Annotated in this window: 14 protein-coding genes; 5 read left to right on the plus strand and 9 right to left on the minus strand. The window is 51.6% G+C overall.

The features are described 5' to 3' along the window. Window positions 1-7: 7 nt before the first annotated feature. The 4 genes from GP473_RS02030 to GP473_RS02045 all read right to left on the minus strand — a co-directional run bounded on the left by GP473_RS02030 (window position 8) and on the right by GP473_RS02045 (window position 3,120). Window positions 8-1,300: an ABC transporter permease gene (locus tag GP473_RS02030; RefSeq protein ID WP_246394856.1), complete on the minus strand. Its 1,293-nt coding sequence runs from the start codon at window positions 1,298-1,300 to the stop codon at window positions 8-10. Further along, window positions 1,297-2,175, minus strand: a complete 879-nt coding sequence (locus GP473_RS02035; protein WP_185769179.1) for an ABC transporter ATP-binding protein — start codon at window positions 2,173-2,175, stop codon at window positions 1,297-1,299. The genes GP473_RS02030 and GP473_RS02035 overlap by 4 nt, the downstream gene beginning before the upstream one ends. 106 nt (window positions 2,176-2,281) lie before the next feature. Then, window positions 2,282-2,866, minus strand: a complete 585-nt coding sequence (locus tag GP473_RS02040) for a YbaN family protein (protein WP_185769180.1) — start codon at window positions 2,864-2,866, stop codon at window positions 2,282-2,284. After that, window positions 2,863-3,120 (minus strand): helix-turn-helix transcriptional regulator, encoded by a 258-nt coding sequence (locus GP473_RS02045; RefSeq protein ID WP_185769181.1) that lies wholly within the window; start codon window positions 3,118-3,120, stop codon window positions 2,863-2,865. The genes GP473_RS02040 and GP473_RS02045 overlap by 4 nt, the downstream gene beginning before the upstream one ends. Before the next feature lie 211 nt (window positions 3,121-3,331). On the opposite strand from GP473_RS02045, the gene GP473_RS02050 reads away from it, so the two are divergent. Together GP473_RS02050 and GP473_RS02055 are read left to right on the plus strand one after the other, a co-directional pair. After that, window positions 3,332-4,180, plus strand: coding sequence for an aldo/keto reductase (locus GP473_RS02050; protein WP_185769182.1), 849 nt, complete (start codon window positions 3,332-3,334; stop codon window positions 4,178-4,180). 75 nt (window positions 4,181-4,255) lie between these two features. Continuing rightward, a complete protein-coding gene (locus GP473_RS02055) occupies window positions 4,256-5,014 on the plus strand; it encodes an enoyl-CoA hydratase (RefSeq protein ID WP_185769183.1) in 759 nt (252 codons plus the stop codon). A 52-nt stretch (window positions 5,015-5,066) separates the two neighbouring features. Here the strand turns inward: GP473_RS02055 and GP473_RS02060 are convergent, their stop codons facing one another. Then, complete coding sequence (locus GP473_RS02060) at window positions 5,067-5,933, minus strand: class I SAM-dependent methyltransferase (protein ID WP_185769184.1); 867 nt, start codon at window positions 5,931-5,933, stop codon at window positions 5,067-5,069. Between the two features lie 337 nt (window positions 5,934-6,270). On the opposite strand from GP473_RS02060, the gene GP473_RS02065 reads away from it, so the two are divergent. The 3 genes from GP473_RS02065 (at window position 6,271) to GP473_RS09350 (ending at window position 9,319) form a co-directional block, all read left to right on the plus strand. Next, entirely contained in the window at window positions 6,271-6,846 is a 576-nt protein-coding gene (locus GP473_RS02065; protein ID WP_185769185.1) for a helix-turn-helix domain-containing protein, read from the plus strand. A gap of 168 nt (window positions 6,847-7,014) precedes the next feature. Next, window positions 7,015-8,325 carry an MFS transporter gene (locus GP473_RS02070; protein ID WP_246394858.1) on the plus strand — a complete coding sequence of 437 codons (1,311 nt, stop codon included), beginning with the start codon at window positions 7,015-7,017 and terminating at the stop codon, window positions 8,323-8,325. A 727-nt stretch (window positions 8,326-9,052) separates the two neighbouring features. Further along, on the plus strand, window positions 9,053-9,319 hold the full coding sequence (locus tag GP473_RS09350; RefSeq protein WP_222104959.1) for a hypothetical protein: 267 nt from the start codon (window positions 9,053-9,055) through the stop codon (window positions 9,317-9,319). A gap of 505 nt (window positions 9,320-9,824) precedes the next feature. On the opposite strand, the gene GP473_RS09625 is transcribed toward GP473_RS09350, so the two are convergent. The 4 genes from GP473_RS09625 to GP473_RS02090 all read right to left on the minus strand — a co-directional run bounded on the left by GP473_RS09625 (window position 9,825) and on the right by GP473_RS02090 (window position 12,531). Then, window positions 9,825-9,944, minus strand: coding sequence for a recombinase family protein (locus GP473_RS09625; RefSeq protein ID WP_390625294.1), 120 nt, complete (start codon window positions 9,942-9,944; stop codon window positions 9,825-9,827). A 1,265-nt stretch (window positions 9,945-11,209) separates the two neighbouring features. Continuing rightward, complete coding sequence (locus GP473_RS02080; RefSeq protein ID WP_185769188.1) at window positions 11,210-11,572, minus strand: hypothetical protein; 363 nt, start codon at window positions 11,570-11,572, stop codon at window positions 11,210-11,212. Between the two features lie 98 nt (window positions 11,573-11,670). After that, window positions 11,671-12,102, minus strand: coding sequence for a hypothetical protein (locus tag GP473_RS02085; protein ID WP_222104960.1), 432 nt, complete (start codon window positions 12,100-12,102; stop codon window positions 11,671-11,673). A gap of 54 nt (window positions 12,103-12,156) precedes the next feature. Further along, window positions 12,157-12,531 carry a hypothetical protein gene (locus GP473_RS02090; protein ID WP_185769190.1) on the minus strand — a complete coding sequence of 125 codons (375 nt, stop codon included), beginning with the start codon at window positions 12,529-12,531 and terminating at the stop codon, window positions 12,157-12,159. Window positions 12,532-12,844 lie beyond the last annotated feature (313 nt).

Here is a 12,844-nt window from a genome sequence, read left to right on the forward strand (position 1 = left end):
GTGCTGCCTAGCTAGTTTTCAGAGCTTTTCTCCAGCTCATCTTTGAACCATTGTGCAAGATAGCATTGCGGTAAATCTTCGCCACCATAGCTAGCACACCGACCGTGACTACGGTGGCGACACAGAATGAAGCGATAACTTCCATTAGACTCATGTGACCTCCAGCGAATTCGAGTGGAGCAACACTCAGGCTAAGGGGCGGAATCCACGATATAACCTGCATGAAATTGGAATCTAGCTCGTTCCACCCAAATATTGGTGCGTAAATCATCGCCATGATCAACAGCATGATTGGGCCTTGGGTTGATTGCAGGTCTTCAGTTCGTGACACCATCGAACCGGCCGCCGCGTATAGAGAACCGAAGAACAGCAATCCCACGACGAAACTCAGAAGCATCAGCGGGATTATGGTTAGGTCGAGCGTGAAATCATCCAGCAGGCCAGTGGCAGCTACGGTGGCGGCTCCAGCACCGATGATTAATGACGTTGCGACGAGCCCCAACACGGACACTCCGATGAGTTTGCCAGCGAGGAAATCCATCGGCCGGACGGAGGCCAGCATTAGTTCCACAACGCGGGAGCTCTTTTCTTCAGTGACTCGAGAACCGATGTTCGACGCAAAGAGGATGATGAAGAAGGCCATGAGACTCACTGCGAAGAGCACTGTGACGACAGCACCGATATTGGTCTCCTTGGCGTTTTCATCGCTGATGTCCACGATATTGAAGCTATGTGCAGGCAAGGCTTGTGCAAATTGGACTGGATCGACTCCCACGGCATGCAAGGCCTCGTTTTGAGCGTGGGCGTTCAATGTTGCACTGACAACTGCAACGATCTCGGCATTGGGCTTGCCATCCGCGATGAGCTGGTAAGTAGCGTCTTTTCCTTCCCCGGACGCCACCAGGGCCGCGTCCGCTTTCTCATCTGAGACCTTTTGCTTAGCTGCATCTGGGGAATCCGCGGACTCAACTTTGATGGCGTTAGTGTCACCGAATCCTACGCCAGCGATCGGCCCGGCGCCGTTCATAGCACCTTCATTGTTAGCCTCGGTGAATGCTTGGTTCGTCTGTTCAAAAGGGTGTGCGGGCATACCAGAGACAACCAGAACCGGCTGGTTTTCCTGATCCTTGTTCATGAAGTAACTCGCCGCGAACGCACCGCCGACTGTGAGGACCAGAGCAACAGCTATGGAGATGATGAGAGGTTTAGAGCGTAGCAGTACCGCGATTTCTCGCTGGGCGACGTTGAAAATGGTGTTTCTCGACGAATATTTATTCATTGAGTATTGGGTGTCGCTCATGACTGGACTACCTCCTGAAATAGTTCGGTGAGGTCGGGGATTCGGCGGGTGAAGGAGTGGACAGGGCCGGCGGCGAGAGCAGCGTGAAGTAGTTCTTGGTCACGGTCTTCAGAATCAACCTCAAGGATCACACTGTCGGTTTCGGATATTATGCGAGCCCATGTCGGGTACCATCCACGTGATGGAGTAGCTATGTTGTAGCGAATCGGCCCACGATTGCGTAGTTCTTGCACTTCACCTTCGGCTTTCATGTGGCCTCGGGTAATGATGCCTACGCGGTCGCACAGCCGCTGTACGAGGTCGAGTTGGTGTGAACTGAAGAGGATAGGTACGCCGGCTGCAGAGCGTTCTTGTAGCAGTTCACTCATCACGTTCACCGCCACGGGGTCTAAGCCAGAGAATGGCTCATCCAGAATGAGCAGATCAGGATTGTGTATCAACGAAGCCGCTAGCTGCACTCTCTGTTGGTTTCCTAGGGATAATTCGTCGAGTTTATTGTTGCGTCGTTCAGCTAGGCCAAGGCGTTCGAGCAAACTTTCGGCGCTTTTCTGAGAGGCGTCTTTGTCCATGCCGTGCAGACGTCCGAAGAAAGCCAGTTGATCTCCCAGCCGTTCCTTCGCGTAGAGACCGCGTTCTTCTGGCATGTATCCGATGCGCCGGCGGAGGTCATCGTTCATTTTCTGATTCCCGATGCGCACTTCGCCAGAATCGGCGCTGAGCACACCGAGAGCGATGCGCATCGTGGTGGATTTTCCCGCGCCGTTAGATCCTACGAAGCCGTAGATCTCCCCGGGGTGGACGCTGAGCGTCATGTCGGTGAGTACGTGGTGGTCACCGTAGCTTTTGTTGAGGTGGTCGATGTGGAGGGCTTCCATTGGTTATTATGCTTCTGATGTCGGTTGCTTGGCTGTGCTTTGCTGTTTGAGTACTGTGCTCGGCACTTCTTGCGTGAGAGTTAGATTTTCCGGGTTGTTTTTATAACTAATTTGACGTTACTCCTTCATTATCGAGTTCGGTTTCCAAACTGAAGGTCATCGCGTAACCCACGGCAGGGAGTGCGACTATCGCCAAGTAAACCAATAATCCAACCAGTGCCCCGCTATAGATCAGCAACATTGGATCGAACCCCCAGATCTCATCGGCGTGCAGTGCTGTAACACTGAAGATAATGAGGATGCTGAAGCCTATCACCCCACACCAGCTCATTAAGTTGAAGGCCATGCTGCGCCAATTGTTGATGACGGATTCTTCATATTCGTCGAGAACCGCGATCGGTGCATCATCCTTGGAGTCGATAGTGATGCGGAGTATGCTCCAGATCACAATGAGGGAAATGGTGACGAGAAACCAGCCCGCGAGGAGCGGGGGCCAGAAAATATGGCCGATAGCGATCGTTATTCCGAGTAGAAGCGTACCGAAATAGAGAGCGATTAATAGCTTTTGGCGACGAGGCTTACGCCAAGACAGAAGTAGTCCCCTGGTGCGTCTTTGACGTTTTTGCCAGCGCTCGATTCTGATGTCGCTGTGTTTTTCGGACCATTCCATCAAGGTTGTGGTGAAGTTCATCGTTTGTACATCTCCTGGCTCATTGGTGTGAATTTTTCACGGCTGAACACAGCTTCAACTGGAAGACTGAAAATATCGCAGATTCTGAATGCTAGATCCAGACTCGGGCTGTGGTCTCCTTGCTGCAAAGCGCCGATGGTTTGGGGGTTAACTCCCACGAGGTCCGCAAGTTCAACGCGTGACATATCTCGTTCTGCTCGAAGAACCCGTATCCGATTGAAGATGGGGTGCGATGGCTTTTTCTTTGCTGCCATGCATCATGGTGTTGTATAAACGCAACAATACGTCAAGTTTGTAAGTATTTTGTTTAGAAGAGTCCTCGCGGACACAAGTGTGAGGGGATAGGTGAGGGTTCATGGAGTGCAGGTGAGGGTGCACGAAAGATGCCGACAAAGCGGAGGAATGCTTGCCATTGGTGCCAAGACCAAAAGAGTGGGCTAGCGAAGTTATTGGAAACAGAGGACTATGGAACCTATGCATATTGATCTCAATGACGGCAATAAAATCCCTCAAATTGGCTTGGGAGTCTGGGAACTTGATGGTGAGGCCTGCTACAACTCTGTTCGAGAGGCGATAAAGACTGGTTATCGACATGTGGATACAGCCAAGGTTTATGGCAATGAAGATGCTGTGGGGCGCGCGATAGCTGACGCCATTGCTGACGGTGAGATCACCCGTGAAGATATTTTTGTGACGACCAAGCTCTGGAATGACGATCAAGAAAACGTGGAGCAAGCGTTGGATCAGTCGCTACAGCGCCTGGGCATGGATTACGTCGATTTGTATCTCCTCCACTGGCCGTGCCCTCAGCATGGCAAGTATGTGGCAGCGTGGGAAGAGATGATAGCTGCGCAGCAATCAGGTAAGGCCCGTTCAATCGGAGTGTGTAATTTCTACCGCGACGTCCTAGAGGAGATCATCGAGAAGACTGGTCACACTCCGTCGATTAACCAAATCGAGATTCATCCCGCGTTTAGTCAACCCGAACAGCGTGAGGACAATGCTGCTAAGGGGATAGCAACTGAAGCGTGGTCTCCGCTCGGAAGAGGAACTAACCTCTCCGACCCGCGCATACAGAAGATTGCGAATAATCACGGGGTTAGTGCGGCTCAAGCTATTATCCGCTGGCATATCCAGCGAGGTGACGTAGTCATTCCTCGTAGTTCCAAGCCGGAACGTGTGCGGGAGAATTTCCAAGTATGGGATTTCAGCTTGACCCCAGATGAAGTGACGGCCATTGAGGCGATGGATGCGGCTGATGGTCGTATAGGGCCGGATCCACTGTCTTTTCACGTGGGTACGCCGAAAGCGTAATTACTCCGTGACCAGTGGGGAACAATGTGCTGTTTACCTCCTCATCGGTTCTGAGAAGCACTAGATTTGTGAAGTATGAATGTTCGTATCTCCCGTCATGGTGACGTTACAGTCATCACGTTGAACAAACCCGCTAAACGTAATGCGCTGGATGCAGATTTTGCACGGGAGATCGCGGCAGCTGTTCGCGACGCATCCGCTGGGGAGTCTGCCGAAGACCGCCAGGCGAGAGCCATTCTGTTGCGTGCCGAAGGTCCAGCCTTTTGCGCTGGGGCTGATTTGTCCGGAGGTGTCTATGGGGATGACTTTTGGGGATCGTTGATGGACATGTTGGAATCCATTGTTACAAGTCCCCTGCCAGTGATAGCTGATGTGCAAGGTCCCGCTGTGGGGGCTGGTTGTCAACTCATAATGGCATGCGACTTGCGGTTATTTGGTGAGGATGCGGTGTGCTGGATCCCTGTCGCGCAGCATGCTTTTGCACTGGATTCCTGGACTATCACGCGAGCCAAGGAACTGTTGGGTGGCGCGATCGCGCGAAACTTACTGATCGGTGGGGCGAAGATCGGTGTGGAGCAGGCTTTAACGCAAGGGTTTGCTTTGAAAAAAGCGGTCGTTACAGAAGCAGTGGATGAACCGCTAGAGTTCGCGCAGAACATTGCGGCTCTTGCGCCTTTGAGCATCGAACATTCGAAGCGGGTGCTCAATCATGCAGATCCGACCAATGATCAGGCGCTGACGGAGATGTTTGAGGACGTGTGGCGCAGCCACGATGCACAAGAAGCTCGCATCGCGAGACTTCAGCAAAGGCCACCAAAGTTCCGCGGACGTTAGGATAACTGAGCGTTAGACTAGCTGGGCGTCGAACCAACCTAATGGCCACGTACTAGTTGTCGAGATCGCTAGGAATACGGGCAATGACCTCGATATGGGGCATCATGAATAGCGCGCCGGGAGCGTTAGCCCATTCATGCCAGCCTTCGGCGATCTGCTTAATAGCGGCGTGTGTGATGTCACCGGCTACAGGTTTTCCTGGCGTACCTTCTTGCACATCTCCAAGAGCGTGTGCGGCTTGTAAAACATAGGCCTCTTCCTGTGTGCGGGATGCCCACGATGTTGCCAATTGAACACAATCAGCTTTGTTGCTGTAGACCCAGTTGGAGGATGTAACGGTGGTATCCGTTAAGGAAGCTCGGCGGAACCATAGGGGAAGGTGGCGACCTGCGTTGGGCTGCGTGCCGTTGAGAGCGGCAACACTACTGAAAATCGCGCGCCAGCGGGTCAACCCGGGATGTGGCGGATACCAAAGCATTGCTCCGTAATCGACCTCGCGTGAGGCGATGATGCCACCCGGTTTCACTACTCGAGCACATTCTTTGAGCACAGCGGTGGGATCCGGAACGTGGTGGAGAACCTGGGCTAGAAAGGCCACGTCGATCGAATTGTCATCAAAGGGGAGTGAGGTGCCGCTTGCTTGGACAAATGTGACAGGTAAATGGGCACGAGCTGCGGCAGTATTGGCACATGACACAGCCTCGGATGCAGTATCGACGCCAGTTACTTGCTCAGCCAGACCTCCCAGCGATTCAATGTGGCGTGCCAGATCGAGGGTAATAGAACCTGGACCGCACCCAATGTCGGCGAGAATTGTGTGTTTGTCGAGATGAGGCAGGAGGAAAGCGGCAGAATCCTCAGCGGTGCGAGCTGCGTGAGTTTTTTGCGCTGCATCGTGACCATGGATGTACTGGGACATGACAGAAAGAGTACGTCACATGGGGATAGCTTGAAACTTCATGGTCATGCAGAAAACTGGTGTGTGAATGCATGGTCTGAGGATTATGGAGATTGTTACTTGCAGACCGAGGAGGCGTTTGAGCTAAAGGAAGGTGCGGGGAGGGCTCAGAGGTTTCTATTTGAAGACGAGGTAACAGCAAGATTCTTGTAGAAGATGTAACTGCTAGCAAACGTTCCGCAGGATCTGTGAAATGATAGAAGCCGTAAAAGTGAGGTATCACCAATGTGTGATGGGCATACTTGTAGTCGCAAAATTGCACTAATATGCAGTTTTATCTCTGGGAAGAAAGTGAAAGATGAAGAGTCTTCCAATTCAGCCGTCTGGTGAACGTCCAGCATTGGGCGCTCGACTTCGGGCTGTTCGCGAGCAGCAACACATGACTCTAGAGCAGATGTCTCAGGTCACTGAGCTATCTAAAGGGTTTATCTCCCGCGTGGAGCGTGATCTAACGAGTCCCTCTGTGAGTTCATTGCTGACGATGTGTCAGGTGCTGGGCATCAGTGCTGGTCATTTACTGGAGCCAACGGGGGCGGCTACTGTTGAATGGGATAAAGCTCCGAAAGTGAGCGTGTCCGAAGAGGGGGCCGACGTTCGTATGATGACTCCACCGGGCAACGAGTCCCATCAGGTCACTCGCTCCATTCTCGAGCCCGGTTCTAAAGGCGATCCGGAGTTGCATACTTTTCCTTGCGATGAAAAGTCTGTACACGTCACCCAGGGGTCTATCGTCATCGTGCATCCTGAAGGAGAAGTTACGCTAAACGCTGGCGACTCGATGGTTCTTCCTGGGACAGAGCCGCACACATGGTACAACCCCTCCAAGAAAGAACAGTGCATTATTCTCAGCGTAATGGTGGGCTTGAAGGCATAAAATTGACCAACGCAGAATCTGGAGTAGCATTTTTCTCGATAAAGAGAACGTGTGAAGGACTCCTTGCAATTGCCGGAGCCCGTTGATTCGATCTGAAAAGAGGCGAGTACAGGGATGGCCGGTAGCATAACCTCGTCACATAATTCGCCTGATCCAGCAAATCAGTCTGTGAGTGAGCTAGAGCAGGGTGCCGCACGTGGTTCAGTGAGGGAAGCGAAAGAACCGATCTTCACCTTCACGTTCGTGATGGCATGGGTTATCAACTTCAGCCAGTACCTTATTCTCTACTTGCTGATCACTACGATGGCGCTTTATGCGGTGAAGGAATTTGCGGCGTCTAATGCGACCAGCGGACTAGCCTCTAGTGCTTTTGTTATCGGTGCGACTATTGCGCGCATGTTTGCGGGATATTTGGTGGATCGGTTGGGTAACCGTCTGATGATGCTGTGTGGAGTGATCGTTGCAGTCGTCTCTTGTGCGGCGTACATTCCAATACATTCCCTCGGCGTATTTATTGTTGTCCGAGGGGTTCACGGCATAGGCTATGCGGTGGTCAGTACGGCCACTATGGCCTTAGCTCAAGCCTTGATTCCTAGTGGGCGCCGCGCAGAAGGTACGGGTTATTTCGCTCTGGGCTCCACTTTGGCAACTGCTGTTGGCCCAGCTTTGGGGTTGTGGATCGTTGGTTCTTTTTCATATTCGGTGCTGTTCGCTAGTGCGTTGGGTGCCTCCATCATTGGAGGTGTGTTGTCGCTGCTGGTAATGCGCGGCCAAAGTGCGGAGGTGGCGTCGGAGAAAGCAGAAGAAAAGCCTTCAGAGAGTAACGGCGCCGGAGAAGACTACCCGGAGACTGAAAGAGAGCAGCATGATGAGCAGCGTGCTCAACCGAAGCTCACACTGCGCTCCATGATGCATCCGAATGTGGTGCCGATTGGCGTATTCATGTTGATCGTTGGCTGCTGCTACGCGGGAATCATCACGTACTTGAATTCATATGGTGAGGATCGGGATGTGGCATCGGGTGCGGGGTTGTTTTTCGTTGCCTACGCCGTGGTGATGATGCTTGGCCGTTTCTATCTTGGGCGTTTGCAGGATGAAAAGGGTGACAACATTGTTGTCTATATGGGGCTTGTGAGCTTCGCTCTTGCCTTGGTTTTGCTGGGTGTAGCGCAGACGGATTGGCAGGTGATGCTTGCGGGTGCGCTGACCGGCTTGGGTTACGGTTCTTTGATGCCGGCGGCGCAGGCTATTTCGGTACGTCTGGTGCCTATGTCTGAGATGGGTACGGGTATTTCCACTCTGTTTCTCTTGCTGGATGTGGGAGTGGCGTTTGGGCCGATTGCGCTGGGGTATCTCGTTAGCGCCGTGGGCTTTGGGGTGATGTATGAGGTCCTCGCTGCAGTGGTTCTGCTTGCTGGAGTGTGGTACTTCTTCATTCACGGACGACGCCACCAACCGAAGCTAGGCATCGCTCACTAACGGCACGTGCTTCTTCATTCCGGCAACCTTTTGCTCTAGCGAGTCAGTAGTACCTTCAAAACACGAGGAAAGCGCTGCTCCTACAACGGTGCGGCGCGTATTTTATTGCGCACTAGTCCATTAGAACCGTAGGCAATCAGTATTTGCTTGGGTGGCATATCCACGCCCACGCCTCGCTATCGTCTGACGATCCCGCATCGGAGGGATCGACCATCTGCACCAGCTCTATGTCCAGTCTTGTAGGCATGCCCATAAGCGTCGATAATCGCAGCATCAGTCATCCGCTCGGCCACGGTGTGTAGAGGGTGAACAATTTTCACTTCCTTTATTTAAAATCATTTTTAATAACAATCCTGCAACAACACCGCCAGAAACTGGATTTTAGAGTTGAAACTTCCTAATCATGGATGATGACAATCGTTCACTCCGTGATTGGGGAAAACGATGATCGACAAGAGAACTTTTTGGACAGGTAGCAAGCGTAGCTCTTTCAGGTCTGAGCATTGCTTTTGCATCTACATCGCCAGCAGTAGCCCAAGACCTCCCCACTTTGGAAAGTGTCCCGAACGACGAAATCACCGTGTTGCAAGGGTTCGATGGACCTACTCGAACAACATCCCCTGTAAAACAGCCTGGAGTTCAGGGGCGAAACGTAGAACTACAGCCAGGTGATGAAGGCCGAATCAACTTCGATTCTGTCTGTTAAAGATAAGAAGTGAGCAGATCAATGTCTAGTTTCACCAATACAAGGAATATCATCCGCTCTTTCGCCGCCGTGATTGCTGGCATTTGGGCTTATTTCCTCATCGTAGCGCCAATGATGTCTCAGCAAAACTATGTTGAAGTAGCCGTAGATAAGTCCCAAACTATCGGCATAGGTTTCACTGTCGCTGCACTAGTTGTTGGAACAGTCTGGGTCTTTTTAGTAAAAAGAAGTCTAACCAGTGAACACTGCAATATAAGTGAGTTTAAGGCCTCAAATCTTTTACTTTAAATTGTTCCTCCAGGTTCTGGAGGAGCAATTTTTATGCTCGACCAGTTCGCCAAAAGAAGCTATCACATAGGCAAAGAAAAATGTTCTTCTTGAAGTCGGATCTTTGTGCTCAGCGGTAGGAACCAAGTTGCAGAAATCGAACGAATAACATTTCCGACACATTCAATGAAGCCAAGGCCACAACCAAGCAAGCTAAGGAGATCAGCTCAGAAAGATTGTCCGTATTTTCTTCCAAACGGGTCTCTCCAGCAGCTGTGCACTCGTTAAGACGCTTGGGCCAGAGAGCCTTAAAGCCTTCGAAATCACGGATCATGGTTGCGCGATCGGTTCGCTACATAGTCGGAGAGGCCACTCCGGCACTTTATCTAGTGCATTAGTTGCGTCGCGTAGTTTCCATATGCTCATACCACTGAGGTACTTCCGGCTTGGGGTTCATTTAAAATTGAACGCTTAACGCGGCAAACCTCCAAGCAGTTCAAGCATGACCTTGGCAATCGGCGTGGAGTCATCCAAATAATCTTTGCTTCTTTGAAAACTTCATCGAGATGCCCTGACTCGTCAGGCAGCTGATGGCTTTATAAAGATCAATGAGAGATCGCGATAATCGATCCATAGAGGTGACAATAAACTGATCGCCTGGGCATACCCTACTTTAAAAGTTAGCTATTACCTCGTTGACTACCTACACCACTCATCCTATATGACGAGCGTATGGAAAAATCCACTAAAAAGATTTTGCTAACTGTAGGCTGGTTCGATCGGCTCTAGTGCAGGCATTTTTAGTCAGCTTCCTGAAGTCTCTATCGAATTTGTTGCCGCTAGCATCGGTTACGATCCGTAGCAGTAGTGGAATTCCAGCGATAGTCAACATGGAATATTCGCAATTCTTTATTCCAGATATTATTTTAGTCACTGGAGGCAGCAGCGCTCGAAAAAATAGTGAAGGACAAACCATTCCCTAATTGACTTGCCGGCAAAGGTCGGGATTCGCGGGTAGTCGATTCAGTTTGTACTGGCTTGGCAATTCTAGCGGCGGCGGGCCTCCTTGAAAACACGACAGAAGCAATAAAATAGCTTTTAAATAGGCCACCTTTTTCGGAAAGAATGTTTATTGGGTAGGAAACGCTCGATGGGTAGAAGGCAATTGTGGACGAACTTCTTTCGAGATTACAGTTGGCATGGGTATGGCCCACCCCCTAATCCAATAGCTACTCGGGATAGAAGTAGCCCAACAGGTATCTACGATAGTCGAGTATATCCCTCATGAAAAAATAGTACTATTGATACATTTGGCCGTATAGACTCAGCTGCTTGAATGTCGACGCATCTGAAGTAAAGAGACTATTGTATATGGCGTGTTTATCATCATCAGTGTAAAAGCGCAGAAAATCAGCTCGGATCCGACGTGCTAAGGCGCCATTAGTGGCTATGTTATCCTCAATAACTACACACCCATTATGACTGAAACCTCCTCGCTTAGGAATTTTAATACCGGATAGTTTAGTTTTACTTAGACTTCTAATTCTTGATGTATTAAAATTTAGTTTTCGCAACCAGTCACCCAAAACCGGAACACGTGAGCCATTACGAGAAGCCCAATTATCCAGGTCTATCGCGACAATATTGTCAGAGTTTAAGTTCATCAGGGTTATTGGCTATATGGAAGTCAATCATACCCAGCCTCTCGGTGGTGTTGTTCAACATCAATATGGTGTAGGGCGAGAGTTAAACGTCGTTCGCTTCCCTCTGGCTGGGCTAGGATTGCGCCCTCTAACCAGCGAATAGCCTTCTAGAAAGGAAAGAGGAGGATGAATTCTATCCCTGCTTGAGCGCTTCGATATTTTCGCCGGCCATGAGCTCTCCCCAACCCAGATGGCGAGGAGTACTCGATTACTGTCGGGTTTTTAGAGTGACTATTGAGCCGTAGACCCCACGGTTGACGAGCATGCAGCGCACTCTGTCGGCGTACAGGCGCTTGAACCGCTGATCCATAACCTCCAGGTCTCTTTCCGGTAGCTGCCCGTTGGTCAGCACAAGCATCACGCGAGCCTCCGTCGATTCAAGGAATCGTGCAGCTGCGGCGGCGCGAGCAAGTGCGACAGGGCCGTGGCTGGATTGGCTGCCGTTGTCAGTTACTAGCGGTACTTGCCGAGGTGGAGTCGCGGGCCGGATGACCTCAATGCTCTCTCCGCCGAATCCCCAGGCAGAAACGGTTCCGCCGATGGTATTCACGGCGTGAGAAAGCGTCCACATGGTGGACTCCAGTGGCATCCCGGTAGGTAATTCTGCGCCCAATGGGAAGGCCCATGTAATCGTTGTTTCTTCCCTGACGTGTCACGTCCCCTTCGGGGTCAAGGATCGCCCATTCCCGCATCGTCGTTGCAGCACCGCAGCCGCGGCGTCACCGGGAAAAGAGTGCGCAAAGCGATTACATCGTCCTTCGAGTTCCACTGGCACCGGTTCTTAGTGAGCAACACTTCCTTTCTCAACGAGGCAAGATCATCGTCTGACACGCTGCAGCTTTCTCGCAGCACATCCCAGCGAGCCATTAGGGCTCTCAATTGCTGGTCATAACCTGAAATCTCTGGCGCACCACACCAGAACGCCTCGACGTCGTTGTAGGAGGTCTCCCATATCTTCTGTAGCAGTCGTGGAATATCTCCAACAAGGCGGTCTTCGAGGATGCCTGCATGCCATCGCAAGCCCACAGCTACTGTCGCAGTAGCAAGCCAGTGCTCATCAGGGCTATCCAAACGAGCCGCCTTAGGCAGCAATGAGTACACGGGATGCCTAAACCAGCTCGTCAACAAACGCCGCGCCTGCGGAATGGCCCGAACCTAGCGCGTCTCGGCGTTGACCTGCGCTAAGACCTCACCGACAGGGCTTGCGGAGTCGGCTGATGCCAAGCGGCCATAAAACCGAAGTGGGGTCAACGTCGAGACAATAGCCACGAATACCACGTGTTGGGCTAACCGCATGGATAACTCGGAAGTCCACCCCAGTGGCGCATCCTGCTCAGGATGAACCACCAACTCCGGATTGAACACAACCCGCTCATCGCCAGCCCACACGCCGAGAGTACAAAACGGCATCTTCGAAAAAGACACACGCTGACTACAGCCATAAGAAGACCGCAACATGTCCTCAACCGAGGAGGTAAAAATCCTCTCCCAACTCGGATGCAACAAAATCTCGCCAGGCTGAGCGCTCATGGCCATAACGGGTCCCTTTCGCAGGTGTCAGAAACAATTTCCGCCATCGTCGGACATGGCCGCCGCCACCTAGCCAGATACGAAAGTGGCCATATGGCTAACTATTACCGATAGATTCTCTAATCACACCTACATTTCACAGAAAGATTGAGACCAACCCATGTTCCAGGTTTTCGGCTACGGCTACATACCGTCCTCTGATGGGTTCGACACCACCTCCCCCACGCGCGCCAACTTTATGACCGACGACGGCCGGCACATTTAGGGAAGCGCTGGCGGCGTCGAAGACGAATTCACCGTCCTTCCCGACAAG

It is taken from the genome of Corynebacterium anserum (assembly GCF_014262665.1).
In the GTDB taxonomy this organism is placed as follows: Bacteria; Actinomycetota; Actinomycetes; order Mycobacteriales; family Mycobacteriaceae; genus Corynebacterium; species Corynebacterium anserum.